General features: G+C 71.8%; 15 protein-coding genes and 1 riboswitch. Of the genes, 8 read left to right on the top strand and 7 right to left on the bottom strand.

Annotated features, from left to right (window positions below; all coding sequences use genetic code 11):
- Nucleotides 1–62 precede the first annotated feature (62 nt).
- Entirely contained in the window at nucleotides 63–1,577 is a 1,515-nt protein-coding gene (locus C6Y14_RS16565) for a phytoene desaturase family protein (protein ID WP_107017468.1), read from the top strand.
- Between the two features lie 84 nt (nucleotides 1,578–1,661).
- On the opposite strand, the gene C6Y14_RS16560 is transcribed toward C6Y14_RS16565, so the two are convergent.
- The 6 genes from C6Y14_RS16560 to C6Y14_RS16535 all read right to left on the bottom strand — a co-directional run bounded on the left by C6Y14_RS16560 (nucleotide 1,662) and on the right by C6Y14_RS16535 (nucleotide 6,872).
- Complete coding sequence (locus tag C6Y14_RS16560; protein WP_107017467.1) at nucleotides 1,662–2,660, bottom strand: SCO2102 family sporulation regulator; 999 nt, start codon at nucleotides 2,658–2,660, stop codon at nucleotides 1,662–1,664.
- 57 nt (nucleotides 2,661–2,717) lie between these two features.
- Nucleotides 2,718–3,641 (bottom strand): methylenetetrahydrofolate reductase [NAD(P)H], encoded by a 924-nt coding sequence (metF, locus tag C6Y14_RS16555; protein ID WP_107017466.1) that lies wholly within the window; start codon nucleotides 3,639–3,641, stop codon nucleotides 2,718–2,720.
- Nucleotides 3,642–3,788: 147 nt separating this feature from the next.
- Entirely contained in the window at nucleotides 3,789–4,439 is a 651-nt protein-coding gene (thiE, locus tag C6Y14_RS16550; protein ID WP_107017465.1) for a thiamine phosphate synthase, read from the bottom strand.
- Between the two features lie 118 nt (nucleotides 4,440–4,557).
- Nucleotides 4,558–4,929 (bottom strand): Rv2175c family DNA-binding protein, encoded by a 372-nt coding sequence (locus C6Y14_RS16545; protein ID WP_107017464.1) that lies wholly within the window; start codon nucleotides 4,927–4,929, stop codon nucleotides 4,558–4,560.
- A 289-nt stretch (nucleotides 4,930–5,218) separates the two neighbouring features.
- The gene (locus C6Y14_RS16540) at nucleotides 5,219–6,448 is read right to left on the bottom strand and encodes an NAD(P)/FAD-dependent oxidoreductase (protein ID WP_107017463.1); all 1,230 of its coding nucleotides are present in this window, start codon (nucleotides 6,446–6,448) and stop codon (nucleotides 5,219–5,221) included.
- Nucleotides 6,449–6,527: 79 nt separating this feature from the next.
- Entirely contained in the window at nucleotides 6,528–6,872 is a 345-nt protein-coding gene (locus C6Y14_RS16535) for a hypothetical protein (protein ID WP_107017462.1), read from the bottom strand.
- A 51-nt stretch (nucleotides 6,873–6,923) separates the two neighbouring features.
- Nucleotides 6,924–7,037, top strand: a riboswitch (TPP riboswitch).
- Between C6Y14_RS16535 and thiO the strand changes: the two genes are divergently transcribed.
- The 6 genes from thiO to C6Y14_RS16505 all read left to right on the top strand — a co-directional run bounded on the left by thiO (nucleotide 7,035) and on the right by C6Y14_RS16505 (nucleotide 12,943).
- Nucleotides 7,035–8,246, top strand: coding sequence for a glycine oxidase ThiO (gene thiO / locus C6Y14_RS16530; protein ID WP_107017806.1), 1,212 nt, complete (start codon nucleotides 7,035–7,037; stop codon nucleotides 8,244–8,246). (Overlaps the previous riboswitch by 3 nt.)
- On the top strand, nucleotides 8,243–8,449 hold the full coding sequence (gene thiS, locus C6Y14_RS16525; protein WP_199854758.1) for a sulfur carrier protein ThiS: 207 nt from the start codon (nucleotides 8,243–8,245) through the stop codon (nucleotides 8,447–8,449). Before thiO ends, thiS begins: the two co-directional genes overlap by 4 nt.
- Before the next feature lie 3 nt (nucleotides 8,450–8,452).
- On the top strand, nucleotides 8,453–9,247 hold the full coding sequence (locus tag C6Y14_RS16520; RefSeq protein WP_107017461.1) for a thiazole synthase: 795 nt from the start codon (nucleotides 8,453–8,455) through the stop codon (nucleotides 9,245–9,247).
- 183 nt (nucleotides 9,248–9,430) lie between these two features.
- Complete coding sequence (pknB, locus tag C6Y14_RS16515) at nucleotides 9,431–11,359, top strand: Stk1 family PASTA domain-containing Ser/Thr kinase (protein WP_225891128.1); 1,929 nt, start codon at nucleotides 9,431–9,433, stop codon at nucleotides 11,357–11,359.
- Between the two features lie 96 nt (nucleotides 11,360–11,455).
- Nucleotides 11,456–12,325 (top strand): deoxyribonuclease IV, encoded by an 870-nt coding sequence (locus C6Y14_RS16510; protein WP_107017459.1) that lies wholly within the window; start codon nucleotides 11,456–11,458, stop codon nucleotides 12,323–12,325.
- A 159-nt stretch (nucleotides 12,326–12,484) separates the two neighbouring features.
- Nucleotides 12,485–12,943 carry a DUF4396 domain-containing protein gene (locus C6Y14_RS16505; protein ID WP_107017458.1) on the top strand — a complete coding sequence of 153 codons (459 nt, stop codon included), beginning with the start codon at nucleotides 12,485–12,487 and terminating at the stop codon, nucleotides 12,941–12,943.
- 126 nt (nucleotides 12,944–13,069) lie between these two features.
- On the opposite strand, the gene C6Y14_RS16500 is transcribed toward C6Y14_RS16505, so the two are convergent.
- Nucleotides 13,070–13,702 carry a sulfite oxidase-like oxidoreductase gene (locus C6Y14_RS16500; protein WP_107017457.1) on the bottom strand — a complete coding sequence of 211 codons (633 nt, stop codon included), beginning with the start codon at nucleotides 13,700–13,702 and terminating at the stop codon, nucleotides 13,070–13,072.
- Nucleotides 13,703–13,885: 183 nt separating this feature from the next.
- On the opposite strand from C6Y14_RS16500, the gene bfr reads away from it, so the two are divergent.
- Entirely contained in the window at nucleotides 13,886–14,365 is a 480-nt protein-coding gene (bfr, locus tag C6Y14_RS16495) for a bacterioferritin (protein WP_107017456.1), read from the top strand.
- Nucleotides 14,366–14,371 lie beyond the last annotated feature (6 nt).

Raw genomic sequence — 14,371 nt, 5'->3', positions numbered from 1 at the left:
CCTCCCGGCGGGCGCCCGGGCCCGCGGCCCCGTTGTCGGTGGCGGCCGATACAGTCCCTGGCATGGCACGGATTGTGGTGATCGGCGCCGGGATGGGCGCGATGGCGGCCGCTGCCCGGCTGGCCGTCGCGGGCCACCGGGTGACGGTGTACGAGCGGGCGGCGACGTACGGCGGAGCGTTGGGCCGCTTCGAGCGCGACGGGTTCGCCTTCGACACGGGCCCCGGGCTGCTCCAGCTGCCCGCGGTTCACCGCGATCTGTTCGTGAAGACCGGCAAGGAGCCCCTGGAGGCGTGCGTCGACCTGGTCCAGGTCGACCCGGCGGCACGGCACGTCTTCGCCGACGGCACGGAGGTGTCGCTGCCCAACGCCTCGCGCGCGGGGGTCGTCTCGGCCCTGGACGGGGCACTGGGCGCGGGCGCCGGTGAGCGCTGGGGCGACTTCCTGGTGCGGGCCCGCGAGGCCTGGGACCGGACGCGCAGGCCGCTCCTGGAGGAGCCGCTGTGGGCGGACTGGCAGGTGCTGGGCGAGCGCGAGCCCTACCCCGCGCTGCGGCAGCGGCGCCTGCTGCGCACCCGCACGGCGGCCCGGCTCGCGGAGGTCGGCGCCTGGGAGCTGGGCGACCCCCGCCTCGCCGCCCTCCTGGAGAGCTACGCGCTGGCGTACGGCCTCGACCCGCGCGCGGTCCCGGCGAGCGCGGCCGTCCTGCCGTACATGGAGCACGCCTTCGGCGCGTGGTACGTGCGCGGCGGGATCCGCGAGCTGGCGCGGGCCGTGCACGAGCGGTGCGTGGCCCGCCGGGTGGAGTTCGTCTTCGGGGCCGAGGTCGTCGCGATCACCGAGAAGGACGGCCGGGCGACCGGCGTGGAACTGCGCGACGGAACCGTCTCCGAGGCGGACTTCGTGGTGGGCGGTCCGCCGGAGCTGCTGAAGAGCCTGACGGGCCGCGACGATCTGTACGGGGGCGAGGCACCCGGGCCGCAGCCCACGTCCCCGTCCCGCGGCAAGGCCGTGGTCTGCCTCGCCCTGCGCGGCCCGCGCGAGGCGGGCGCCGCGCACCGCACGGTCGTGCACACACCGAACCGGACCGAGGAGCTGGACCACACCTTCACGGCGGGTACGGCGGCGCCGCGGCCCACGGTGTGGGTGGACCGTCCGGACGATCCGCTGCTGCGCCCGGACGACGCCCACGAGTCCGTGGTGCTCACGGCGACGGTCCCGTCCCTCGCACACCACGACTGGGCGGCGGCCGGTGCCGCCGACGCCTTCGCGGACCGTATGGTCGCCGCCGCGGAGCGGGCCGTGCCAGGGCTGCGCGGACGCGTGCTGTGGCGCGAGGTACGGACGCCCCTGCACACGGAGCGGGAGACCGGGGCCCCGGGCGGTGGTATACCCGCTCCCGCGCTGGCCGGCGAGGGCGGCACCCGGCTGCGGCCGGGCAACACCACCCGGATACCGGGGCTGTTCGCGGTCGGCGGCTGGGCGCACCCCGGCGGCGGGCTTCCGCACGCCGGGATGTCGGGATCGCTGGTCGCCGGACTGATCGTGGAGGGGCCGGACTTCAGGGGCTCGCAGTGACGGGGGCGGAGACGGGGACGGGGACGGGGCCAGAGACTCCGACGTGAGAGCACATCGGTGCCGACGCCGGTGCCGGTGCCGGTGTCAGTACCGGTACCGCTGCTCGTCGTACCCGCCCTGCTGCTGACCGTTGCCCTCGTACGGATAGGGCTGCTCCGGCGGGAGTTCGCCGCCGTACGGGTCCTCGGTGTTCCGCTGCTGCGGCACCCAGACCCCGCCGGGCGGAGTGTTCTCGGCGCCGTTGTAGGCGCCCGCCGCGTACTGGTCCTGCTCGTAACCCTGCTGCCCTTGCTGTCCCTGCTGCCCGTACTGCTGCTGCGAGGTGTCGTAGGACTGGCCGTAGGAGGCGTCGTAGGACTGCGAGCCGACGTACGGGTCGGAGTAGGGGGCGTACTGCTGCTGTTGTCCGGTGTCGTAGCCGTACTGCTGCTGGTCGTAGCCCGAGTAGCCGTCGTACCCGTAGTTCTGGGCGAACTGGTCCTGGGACTGGCCCTGGTCGGCCTGGCCGCCCTGTGCCTGCGCCTGGGCGGAGGCGGCGTACGCGGCGTCGGCGGCGGCCGCGTAGGCGGCTTCGCTGTAGACGCCGTACTGGCCGGTGTCGTCGGGCAGCGGCTGCGGCTCGTAGACGGCGGTGGACTCGGCGGCGTTCGCGGGGCGCTGCCCGAAAACCGATTCCTCACGTCCGAAGGCGTCGTCCCCGCCGAAGCTCTCGCCGCGGCCGAAGTCGTCCTGAGGATACGTTCCGCTCTGCGCGGCCTGGAGGTCCGTGACCTCCAGGGTCGGTTCCTGGCGCTCGGGTTCGCCGCGGCGGCGCTTGGTGATGCCCGGCCGTCCGGCGACGGCCCAGCCGGCCGCGAAGCCGCTGCGGAACGACAGCGTGACGTACGTCTGCCCGACGGCGAAGGCGGCGGCGCCCAGACCGATGACCACCACCGACGGGATCAGGACACCGATGACCACCCCGAGGAAGCCGCCGAAGGCCAGCAGCCGCCAGCGCAGCCGCGCCTTGTACTGCAGCAGCACCTCGCCCAGCAGCCACAGCGCGACGATGCCGAATGCGATGTAGAGGACCGTCCAGCCCATGTACGCCCCTCTCCCAGATGGCCGCTACGCAGTGTGTCGTATCACGATGCGACCGGTCTAGGCCTGCTGTGGGTGATGCAGGCCCAGGTTCTCGTAGATTTCCAGCGTCGCGGTGGAGTTGTTCAACGTAATGAAATGCAGTCCGGGGACTCCCTCGGCCAGCAGTGTCGCGCAGAACTCCGTGGCGAACTCGATGCCAATGGAGCGTACAGCCGCCGGATCGTCCTTGGCTGTGAGGATCCGCTCTTTCAGGGCATCCGGGAAGGATGCGTTGCTGAGTTGCGGCAATCGCTCCAACATCTTCACGCTGGTCACCGGCATCACCTCGGGGATGACCGGCGTAGCGCAGCCCGCCGCGTCGACCCGGTCACGCAGCCGCAGGTAGGCGTCCGGGCGGAAGAACATCTGCGTGATCGCGTAGTCGGCGCCGGCCCGGCACTTGTCGACGAAGTTCGCCACGTCCGCGTCCCAGTCCGCGGACCTCGGGTGCATCTCGGGGAAGGCCGCGACACCCACGCAGAAGTCGCCGGACTCCTTGATGAGCTGGACCAGTTCGGCCGCGTACGTGAGGCCCTGGGGGTGCGCCACCCAGTCGGCCATGGGGTCGCCGGGCGGGTCGCCGCGCACCGCGAGCATGTTCCGGATCCCGGCGTCCGCGTACTGGCCGATGATGTTGCGCAGTTCCGCGATGGAGTGGTCGACCGCGGTGAGGTGGGCGACCGGGGTGAGGGTCGTGTCGGCGACGATCTGCTCGGTCGCCTTGACCGTGCCCGCGCGGGTGGTGCCGCCGGCGCCGTAGGTCACGGAGACGAAGCTGGGGGCGACCGCCTCGACCCTGCGCAGCGCGTTCCACAGGTTCCGCTCGCCTTTTTCGGTCTTCGGCGCCCAGAACTCGAACGAGAAGGTCGTCTTGCCGGTCGCGAGCATGTCACGCACGGTGCGTGCGCGGTCAGTCCTGGTGGAAGCAGATCCGAGGGCCATACCCGCAGGTTAGCCAGGGGGAGACGGTCCCCCAACCGGGCGTGGGGAATTTGCCCGATTTGTCGACTTGTTGTCCACTCCTCGGACAACCGGCGCTCGACCGATCCTGGAGCGCGGGCCCTGACCGGCACGCGATCGGCCCTCGGCTCAGGCCGTCCGCAGCCGCTTGGCGAACTCCGCCGCCGCCGCGCCCGGGTCGTCGGCCTCGGTGATCGCCCGTACGACGACGACACGGCGGGCGCCCGCTTCGAGCACCTCGTCGAGGTTGCCGAGGTCGATGCCGCCGATGGCGAACCAGGGGCGGTCCGTCCCGAGCGCGGCCGTGTGCCGGACCAGGTCGAGGCCCGGCGCGTGGCGGCCGGGCTTGGTGGGGGTCGGCCAGCAGGGGCCGGTGCAGAAGTAGTCCACGCCGTCCTGGACGGCGGCGGCCGAGGCCTCCGGTCCTGCGTGCGTGGAGCGGCCTATCAGGACCTCGTCGCCGAGGATCGCGCGGGCGGCGGGGACGGGGAGGTCTCCCTGGCCGAGGTGCAGGACGTCGGCTCCGGCGGCGTGGGCGACGTCGGCGCGGTCGTTCACCGCGAGGAGCTTGCCGTGCCGGCGGCAGGCGTCCGCGAACACCGCGAGGTGCTCCAGCTCCTCGGCGGCCTCCATGCCCTTGTCCCGCAGCTGCACGATGTCCACGCCGCCCGCGAGGACCGCGTCCAGGAAGGCGGCGAGGTCGCCCTGGCGCCTGCGGGCGTCCGTGCAGAGGTAGACCCTGGCGTCGGCGAGCTGCGCGCGTGCGGTGGATTCGGGCATGCGTGGGTCCCCCGTGTGGTGTCGGTGGCGTACGGGCCGCGGGCCCGGTCCTGTCTTCACAGCTCGCGGCCCGCGGCCCGTACGCCGTGCGGCGTTGCGGTGGTGCGGTGTCCTCAGGTCAGACGGCGAGCGCCTGGGCGCGGCGCTTCACCTCCGTGCCGCGATTCTCACTCAGAGCCTGCGCGGGGGTGCCGGGCAGGCTCTCGTCGGGGGTGAAGAGCCACTCCAGCATCTCTTCGTCGTTGTAGCCGTCGTCCCGCAGGAGCGTCAGGGTGCCTGCGAGGCCCTTGACGACCTTCTGTTCGTCCACGTCGATGAAAGCGGCGGGGACGTGCAGCGCGCGGTTCTCACCACGGCGTACGGCGATCAGCTGGCCTTCCCTGACCAGCTGCCGGACGCGCGTCACCTCGACGCCGAACTTTTCGGCGATGTCGGGGAGGGTGAGCCAGGCGGGGACGAGAGCATCGATCTTTGCGTCAATCTCGGTCACGGGTACAAGCCTGCCATCTCCCACTGACACCCGGTACCCGGGCGGTCCGCCCGGCCCCGGCCGGCGCGCACACCGTCCGCACGTCGGGTGCGGGCCGTCCGTGGCCGGTCGCGCAGTTCCCCGCGCCCCTCAAACCCCCGGTTGTACGTCGGGTGCGGGCCGGACGTGGCTGAGCGCGCAGTTCCCCGCGCCCCTTAGGGGCGCTAAGCAGGGGCGCAGCTCCGCTTTTCAGGGGCGCGGGGAACTGCGCGGCCCGCCCCCACCGGGGCCGCAGACGACGAACGGCCGGTCAGAGCGCCGCGCTCTTCAAGGGGCGTGACGGGTCCGTCAGGAGCGTGGGGTCCATTCGGGTGCCGGACTCGATCAGCCGGCGCCCCTGCGCCAGGTCCCGCGGTCGCCCCACCGCCAGGACCGCCACCAGCCGCCCCTCCCGGAGCCAGCACACCGACCAGGAGGGCCCCGCCGGATCCCCCCGCCGGAGCAGCGCGTCGGCGCCCCCGTGGTGCCCCGCGTACTGGACGAAGCGGCCGAACTGCTCGGACCAGAAGTAGGGCACCGGGTCGTACGGCGCCGGCGTCTCCCCCACGATGTTCGCCGCGACCGTGCGCGGCCCCTGGAGCGCGTTGTCCCAGTGGTGGACCAGCAGCCGCTCCCCGTACCGGCCCGACGGGAACGACGCGCAGTCTCCGACCGCGTACACGTCCGGGAGCGAGGCGCGCAGGTGGTCGTCCGCGACGATCTCCCCGTGGACGCCCAGTTCGATGCCCGAACCGGCCAGCCAGCCCGTCGCGGGCCGCGCCCCGATCCCGACGACCACGGCGCCCGCGGGCAGCCGCGAGCCGTCGTCCAGCACCACCGCGCCGGGCTCGACGCGCTCCACGCGCGCGTGGGTGCGCAGCGACGCCCCGCTGTCCGCGTACCAGGCGGTCATGGGCGCGGCCACCTCGGCCGGCAGCGCGCCGACGAGCGGCCGGTCGGCGGCCTCGACGACGGTCACCGAGCACCCCGCCTCGCGCGCCGCCGTGGCGAACTCCGCGCCGATCCACCCCGCGCCCACCACCACGATGTCGTGCTGCCGGGCGAGGACGGGCCGCAGCCGCTCGGCGTCGTCGAGGGTGCGCAGCAGATGGACTCCGGGTACGCCCTCGGTGCCCGGCAGCCGGACGGGTTCCGCTCCTGTGGCGACGACCAGGACGTCGTACGGGACGCGTCCCTCGGCCGTGTCGAGTTCGCGGGTGTCCGGGCGGACGCCGGTCACTTCCAGGCCCAGGCGCAGTTCCACGTCGAGGGTCTCGAAGTCGACGTCGAAGGCGGATCCCTCGGCCTTGCCGAGCAGGACGGCCTTGGACAGCGGCGGCCGGTCGTACGGCTGGTGGGGTTCCGCGCCGATCAGGGTCACACTGCCGGGGAAGCCCTGTTCCCGCAGGGCGACGGCGGTCTGGACCCCTGCCATGCCCGCGCCGACGATCACGACGCGTACGCCCGCCGCCGGGCCCGTTTCCTGTGTCAGCTCGCTCACCCGGTCACCATAGACAGTCGGTGAAATCGTCGGTCAGGGGCGCGGTCGGTGAGCTGTTGCACAACGCCCCGTCACGGCGTCAGCCGAGGGTGACCTCTTCGACCACACTCGTCCCGCTGCCCTCCTGGGACTCCCACTCCCAGGTCTCCGCCAGCCGCACCCGGCCGTCAGGGGTCTCGCCGACCTGGGACACGCAGTGCCCGGAGGAGGTGGTCCCGTCCGTCTTCAGCTGTACGTACCGGAAGTCGAGCCGGTCGCCCTCGCGGGTGCCGACGAGGTGGCCGCGTACGACGTCGCCGCCCGCGTACTCGGCCCAGATCTCACCGTCCTTCTCGTGGTACGAGAACCGGGTGCGCGTACCCACCTGACCCGGTGCCTGGTCGGCCACGGGGGCGAGAACGAGTCCGTCGAGCGAGCGGGCCATGCCGTGAGGCTCCCTACTGGGGCGCGGGGCGAAGAGCTAGGGTGGCCAACGTAAAGCACTCGCGGGAGCCCGGGCGTACCGGGCTGAGAGGGAGGCTGGGACGGCCTCCGACCGTACGAACCTGATCCGGGTCATGCCGGCGAAGGGAGGGGCTGGACGCCCATGTCGCGTACACCGCAAGCATCCCCGAGCATCCCGACCACCGATGTCCTGGTCGTCGGAGGCGGGATCATCGGCCTGGTCACCGCGTGGCGGGCCGTGCAGCGCGGGCTGACGACCGCGCTGGTGGATCCCGAACCCGGCGGCGGCGCCGCGCAGGTCGCGGCCGGAATGCTGGCCGCCGTCACGGAGCTGCACTACGGCGAGGAGACCCTGCTCGGCCTGAACCTGGCCTCGGCGGAGCGTTATCCGGACTTCGTCGCGGAGCTGACGGAGGCCACCGGCCAGGATCTCGGCTACCGCAGGTGCGGCACGCTGACCGTCGCGCTCGACGCCGACGACCGCGCGCATCTGCGCGAACTGCACGCCCTGCAGAGCCGGTCGGGCCTGGAGTCGGAGTGGCTGAGCGGCCGCGAGTGCCGCCGTCTGGAGCCGATGCTCGCGCCCGGGGTACGCGGCGGACTGCGGGTGGACGGCGACCACCAGATCGACCCGCGACGGCTCGCCGCGGCCCTCGTCACGGCCTGCGAGCGGGCCGGAGTGGTCCTCCACCGGACGTGGGCCGAGCGCCTGACCGTCGTACGGGACCGGGCCACCGGAGTCGTCACCACGGACGGCACCGAGCTGTCCGCGGGTCAGGTCGTCCTCGCCGCGGGCAGCCTCAGCGGACGTCTCGCGGGTGTGCCCGAGGACGTACTGCCGCCGGTGCGGCCCGTGAAGGGGCAGGTGCTGCGGCTGGCCATGCCGGAGCCCGCCCCCGCGTCACAGAGCCGGGGCGCGCCCTTCCTGAGCCGGACCGTGCGGGCCGTGGTCCGCGGCAGCCACGTCTACCTGGTGCCGCGCGAGAACGGCGAGCTGGTCGTCGGCGCGACCAGCGAGGAACTGGGCTGGGACACCACGGTGACCGCGGGCGGTGTGTACGAACTGCTGCGGGACGCCCACGAACTCGTCCCCGGCATCACCGAACTGCCGCTCACCGAGACGCGCGCCGGACTGCGCCCCGGCTCCCCCGACAACGCGCCCCTGCTCGGCCCGACGGACCTTCCCGGGCTGCTCCTGGCGACCGGCCACCACCGCAACGGCGTGCTGCTCACCCCGGTCACCGGCGACGCCCTGGCGCACGCGCTGACCACCGGTGAACTCCCGGAAGTGGCGCGTCCGTTCACCCCGGGCCGGTTCGACACCGCCGCCGCACTCACGGAGCAGCCCGCATGAGCGTGACCGTCCTCGTCAACGGGGAGCGGCGGGAGCTCGCCGCCGACACCCCTCTCGACACCCTCGTGACCGCGCTCTGCGCGGCCCCCTCCGGTGTCGCCGCCGCGCTCAACGAGACCGTCGTCCCGCGCACGCAGTGGCCGACGACCCTCCTGCGCGAGGGAGACCGCGTCGAAGTACTCACCGCCGTCCAAGGAGGCTGACCCATGGCCGACGACCCCTTCTTCCTCGGCGGTACGTCCTACACGTCCCGTCTGATCATGGGCACCGGCGGTGCCCCCAGCCTCGACGTCCTGGAGCGCTCGCTCGTCGCGTCCGGCACGGAGCTGACGACGGTCGCCATGCGGCGCGTGAGTCCCGGGTCGCACGGCTCGGTCCTCTCCGTGCTCGACCGGCTCGGCATCCGCGTACTGCCCAACACGGCGGGCTGTTTCACCGCCGGGGAGGCCGTCCTGACGGCCCGCCTCGCGCGCGAGGCGCTCGGCACGGACCTGGTCAAACTGGAGGTCATCGCCGACGAGCGCACCCTGCTGCCCGACCCGATCGAGCTGCTCGACGCCGCCGAGACCCTCGTGGACGACGGCTTCACGGTCCTCCCCTACACGAACGACGACCCGGTCCTCGCCCGGAAGCTGGAGGACGTGGGCTGCGCCGCGATCATGCCGCTCGGGTCGCCCATCGGGTCGGGGCTCGGGATCCGCAACCCGCACAACTTCCAGCTGATCGTGGAGCACGCGCGCGTGCCGGTGATCCTGGACGCGGGAGCGGGTACGGCGTCGGACGCGGCGCTCGCCATGGAGCTGGGGTGTGCCGGTGTGATGCTCGCCTCGGCGGTGACCCGGGCGCAGGAGCCGGTCCTCATGGCCGAGGGCATGCGGCACGCGGTCGAGGCCGGGCGCCTGGCGTACCGGGCGGGGCGCATTCCGCGCCGCCACTTCGCGGAGGCCTCGTCCACGTCGGACGGAATCGCACGACTCGACCCGGAGCGCCCCGCTTTCTGACGCTTCATCGGGCTCTTCGGGGCTTTCCGGCCTTTGGCGGGAACGCGCGCCCGAATCCGTACCAAATGTGTATGCCGTAGCGTGCCTGCCGGCATGCGGGGTGCGTCACAGGTCGGCTTCAGTACCGCCCCGGAATCGCCCGCACGGGCGGCTCCGTCAGTGGCGGCTCGTACACTCACCTGCGTGGATACGACCCTTCAAGACCCCTTGGTCGGGCATGTGCTCGACGGTCGGTATCGCGTCGAGGCCCGCATCGCGGTCGGCGGGATGGCCACGGTCTACCGGGCCGTGGACACCCGTCTCGACCGGGTGCTCGCGCTCAAGGTGATGCACCCGACCCTGGCGGCCGACGTCTCGTTCGTCGACCGTTTCATCCGCGAGGCCAAGTCGGTGGCCAGGCTCGCCCATCCGAACGTGGTGCAGGTCTTCGACCAGGGGACCGACGGCCCGTACGTCTATCTGGCGATGGAGTACGTGGCCGGATGCACCCTTCGTGACGTACTGCGCGAGCGCGGGGCGCTGCAGCCACGGGCCGCGCTGGACATCCTGGAGCCGGTCCTCGCCGCGCTCGGCGCCGCGCACCGCGCCGGGTTCGTGCACCGCGACATGAAGCCGGAGAACGTCCTGATAGGGGACGACGGCCGGGTGAAGGTCGCGGACTTCGGGCTCGTACGGGCCGTGGACACGGTCACCCACACGACGGGCGCCGTCCTGGGCACGGTGTCGTATCTCGCGCCGGAGCAGATAGAACACGGCACGGCCGACCCCCGCGTGGACGTGTACGCGTGCGGCATCCTCCTCTACGAGATGCTGACCGGCGACCGTCCGCACTCGGGCGACTCACCCGCCGCGGTGCTCTACAAGCACCTCCACGAGGACGTGCCCGCGCCGTCGGCGCTCGTGCCGGGCCTCGCCTACGAACTCGACGAGCTGGTCACCTCGGCGACCGCCCGCAACCCCGGGGTCCGCCCCTACGACGCGGTGGCGCTGCTCGCCCTGACCCTGGACGCGCGCAGTGCGCTGAGCGACGACCAGCTGGACGCCGTGCCCCCGGGCGCCCTCGCCGGGGACCGCCCTGGTGGCGCCGAGAACCGTACGAGCGTGATCCCGCGCTCGCTGTCGGTGCCCCGGATGCTCCCGGTGAACGAGGACGACGACGCGGAGCTGCACCGCACCAGCTTCCTGCCGTCCCCGCCGCCCGAGCCGCCGCGGCGTGTCCGCATGAGGGCACCTCGCCGGGGTGTGCTCGCGATCGTCGCCGCGGTGCTGCTGGTCCTCGGCGTCGGCGCGGGGGTCTGGTACATCAACTCGGGCCAGTTCACCGAGGTCCCCGCCGTGCTCGACAAGACCGAGGCGCAGGCCAGGAAGAGCGTCGAGGGCGCCGGTCTCGGCGTGAAGACCGAGAAGGCGTACAGCGACACCGTCAAGCTCGGCAGGGTCATCAGCACCGACCCGAAGCCCACCGCCAAGATCCGCGACAACGGCACCGTGACGCTGACGATCTCCAAGGGCCCGAACACCGTGCGGGTCCCGGACCTCAGGGGGTTCGTGCTCAGCAAGGCCAAGGAGCGGCTGGAGAAGGAAGGGCTGGCGGCCGGCATGGTCACCAAGGCCTTCAGCGAAGACGTCGTCGTGGGCCAGGTCATCGGCACGAAGCCGGGGGCGGGCACCGAGCGCCGCGGCGGTTCGGCGATCGCGCTCGTCGTCAGCAAGGGCAGCCCGGTGGAGGTGCCCGACGTGCTCGGCTACGACGTGGAGGACGCCCGGCAGGAGCTGGAGGACGCGGGCCTGACGGTCGAGGTCGCCTCCGGACGGATCACCTCCGACTATGAAGCCGGCCAGGTCGCCGAGCAGTCGCCCGATCCCGACAAGCGGGTGGCCCAGGGCGACACCGTCAAGCTGACGGTGTCCAAGGGGCCGCCGATGATCGAGGTGCCGGACGTCGTGGGAGACAGCGTCGACGACGCCAAGCAGACACTGGAAGAGGCCGGCTTCGAGGTCGAGGTGGACCGCGGGCTGCTCGGGCTCTTCGGCGACACGGTCGACAGCCAGTCGACCGAGGGCGGCGAGCAGGCGCCCAAGGGATCGAGGATCACCATCAAGATCCGCTGAGCGGCTGAGCGGCTGAGCGGCCGAGTTTCAGGGCAGGGCTTTTGCAGGCACATGGCCGCCGACGGGACGGCCGGGACCGCGTGACACCCTTGGAGGGTGAGCACTCAGCAGTCCCGCAACCCCGTCGGCGGCCATGTCCCGGTCGCCGGAGGCCTTGCCTCCGTAGGCCTCTCGTACGCGCGTGAACTGGCCGCCGAGACCGTCCAGGTCTTCGTCGCCAACCCGCGCGGCTGGGCGACACCGCCCGGGAACCCGGCCCAGGACGAGCAGTTCCGCGCGGCCTGCGCCGTGGAGAACATCCCCGCGTACGTCCACGCGCCCTACCTGATCAACTTCGGCTCGCACACCGAGGCGACCGTGGAGAGGTCGGTGGAGTCGCTGCGGCACTCACTGCGCCGGGGCCGGGCCATCGGGGCGCTGGGCGTGGTCGTGCACACGGGCTCGGCGACCGGCGGCCGGGAGCGCTCGGTGGCGCTCCGGCAGGTGCGTGAGTATCTGCTGCCGCTGCTGGACGAGCTGACCCACGACGACGACCCGTTCCTGCTGCTGGAGTCGACCGCCGGCCAGGGCTCCTCGCTCTGTTCGCGGACCTGGGACTTCGGGCCGTACTTCGAGGCGCTCGACGCCCATCCCAAGCTGGGTGTCTGCCTGGACACGTGCCACATCTTCGCCGCGGGCCACGACCTCACCGGGCCCAGCGGGATGCACCAGACCCTCGATCTACTGGTGGACACGGTCGGCGAGGGCCGGCTGAAGCTGATCCACGCCAACGACTCCAAGGACGTGGCCGGCGCCCACAAGGACCGCCACGAGAACATCGGCGCCGGTCACATCGGCGAGGACCCGTTCCGCGCCCTGATGACCCACCCCGCCACCGAGGGCGTACCGCTGGTCATCGAGACGCCCGGCGGCAAGGAGGGGCACGCGGCGGACGTGGAGCGCCTGAAGAAGCTCAGGGACGGCTGAGCGGACACTCCCCGCACTCCGCCCCGCCCCACCGCACTCCACCCCGCCCGGTCCCGGCTCCCGGCTCCCCGGCGGGTGAACTCTCTTGAGAGAATACCCCCTAGGGGTATAGGGTTCCGATTCTGAAACAGGACCGTCACTCAACATTGGGGGGCTCTGATGCAGCACGACGGACACCCGCACGCGAGCTGGTCCATGGCCGTCCGCGCCACCCTGCACTGCCTCACCGGGTGCGCCATCGGCGAGGTGCTCGGCATGGTGATCGGCACCGCCCTCGGCTGGGGCTCCGTGCCGACGCTCGCCCTGGCGATCGCCCTGGCCTTCTTCTTCGGTTACGCGCTCACCCTGCGCGGCGTCCTGAAAGCGGGCGTCGACCTCAGGGCCGCGATCCGGGTCGCGCTCGCCGCGGACACGCTCTCCATCGCCGTGATGGAGCTGATCGACAACGGCGTGATCGTCGTCTGGCCGGGCGCGATGGACGCCGGGCTCGGGGACGCGCTGTTCTGGTGGGTGCTGGCGATCGCGCTGGCCGCCGCGTTCGTGGTCACGACACCGGTCAACAAGTGGATGATCGGCCGCGGCAAGGGCCACGCCGTGGTGCACCAATACCACCACTGAACAGCTGAAACAGCGGCTGCCGGGACGGGCGGAACCCTGAACGGTCGCGGGACGGGACGGCCAGGGCTCGGGGCGGGTCAGGGCGTGGGACGGTCAGAGCTCGGGACGGATCAGGGCTCGGGACGGTCAGAGCTCGGGGCCGTCCCCGGGCTCCTCCTGGTAGGAGTAGCGCTGCTCGCGCCAGGGGTCGCCGACGTTGTGATAGCCGCGCTCCTCCCAGAAGCCGCGGCGGTCGGCGGTCATGTACTCCACACCGCGGACCCACTTGGGGCCCTTCCAGGCGTACAGCTGCGGCACGACGAGACGCAGCGGGAAGCCGTGCTCCGCGGTGAGCAGTTCGCCGTCCTTGCGGGTGGCGAAGATCGAGCGCTCGGACGCGAAGTCATCCAGGCGCAGATTCGAACTGAAGCCGTACTCCGCCCAGACCATGACATGGGTGACGGCGGGCGACGGCGGGGCGATCTCCAGGATCGTACGGGTCGGCACCCCGCCCCACTCCGCGCCGACCATGCTGAACTTCGTGACGCAGTGCAGATCGGCCACGACCGTGGCGTACGGCAGCGCGGTGAACTCGTCATGGGTCCAGCAGTACTTCTCACCGTCTGCGGTGGCGCCGAAGATCCTGAACTCCCAGCGCTCGGGGCGGAACTTCGGTACGGGCCCGTAGTGCGTGACCGGCCAGCCCCGCTGCAGTCGCTGCCCCGGCGGAAGCTCCGACTGCGCTGCTTCTCCAGATTCACGACCCACCGGCTGACCCATGACTCCATCCTGACAGACCCGGGGAGGTGGACATGACCAGGTCCGTACCCTCCCGGTCAACCGCGACAAGTCGGACTAAGCCTGTACTTACTTACTAAGCATGCACTTACTGGACGATCTTCAACGCCGGTGCAATCATGCGGCGCAACCCACCAGTTCCCCCGCTTGGAAGGAGCCTTCGCGATGCAGGGCGACCCCGAGGTTCTCGAATTCCTCAACGAGCAGCTGACCGCCGAGCTCACCGCGATCAACCAGTACTTCCTGCACGCGAAGATGCAGGAGAACTTCGGCTGGACGAAGCTCGCGAAGTACACGCGCTCCGAGTCGTTCGACGAGATGAAGCACGCGGAGCTGCTCACCGACCGCATTCTCTTCCTGGACGGCCTGCCGAACTACCAGCGGCTCTTCCACGTCCGGGTCGGACAGACGGTCACCGAGATGTTCCAGGCGGACCGCCAGGTCGAGGTCGAGGCGATCGACCGGCTCCGGCGCGGTATCGACGTGATGCGGGCCAAGGGCGACGTCACGTCCGCGAACATCTTCGAGTCGATCCTCGCCGACGAGGAGCACCACATCGACTATCTGGACACCCAGCTGGAGCTGGTGGAGAAGCTCGGCGAGGCGCTCTACATCGCGCAGCTCATCGAACAGCCGGAGAGCTAGGACCCG

The organism is Streptomyces dioscori (assembly GCF_003024195.1).
GTDB classification, from domain to species: domain Bacteria; phylum Actinomycetota; class Actinomycetes; order Streptomycetales; family Streptomycetaceae; genus Streptomyces; species Streptomyces dioscori.
The sequence above is the reverse complement of the archived record's forward strand: the minus strand, read 5'-3'. Positions and strand labels throughout refer to the sequence as shown.

Bases quoted from the DNA above. Each gene is read 5' to 3' on its own strand.
- C6Y14_RS16565 (WP_107017468.1), top strand. From the start codon at position 63: ATGGCACGGATTGTGGTGATCGGCGCCGGGATGGGCGCGATGGCGGCC.
- C6Y14_RS16560 (WP_107017467.1), bottom strand. From the start codon at position 2,660: ATGGGCTGGACGGTCCTCTACATCGCATTCGGCATCGTCGCGCTGTGG.
- metF (WP_107017466.1), bottom strand. From the start codon at position 3,641: ATGGCCCTCGGATCTGCTTCCACCAGGACTGACCGCGCACGCACCGTG.
- thiE (WP_107017465.1), bottom strand. From the start codon at position 4,439: ATGCCCGAATCCACCGCACGCGCGCAGCTCGCCGACGCCAGGGTCTAC.
- C6Y14_RS16535 (WP_107017462.1), bottom strand. From the start codon at position 6,872: ATGGCCCGCTCGCTCGACGGACTCGTTCTCGCCCCCGTGGCCGACCAG.
- thiO (WP_107017806.1), top strand. From the start codon at position 7,035: ATGTCGCGTACACCGCAAGCATCCCCGAGCATCCCGACCACCGATGTC.
- thiS (WP_199854758.1), top strand. From the start codon at position 8,243: ATGAGCGTGACCGTCCTCGTCAACGGGGAGCGGCGGGAGCTCGCCGCC.
- C6Y14_RS16520 (WP_107017461.1), top strand. From the start codon at position 8,453: ATGGCCGACGACCCCTTCTTCCTCGGCGGTACGTCCTACACGTCCCGT.
- C6Y14_RS16505 (WP_107017458.1), top strand. From the start codon at position 12,485: ATGCAGCACGACGGACACCCGCACGCGAGCTGGTCCATGGCCGTCCGC.
- C6Y14_RS16500 (WP_107017457.1), bottom strand. From the start codon at position 13,702: ATGGGTCAGCCGGTGGGTCGTGAATCTGGAGAAGCAGCGCAGTCGGAG.
- bfr (WP_107017456.1), top strand. From the start codon at position 13,886: ATGCAGGGCGACCCCGAGGTTCTCGAATTCCTCAACGAGCAGCTGACC.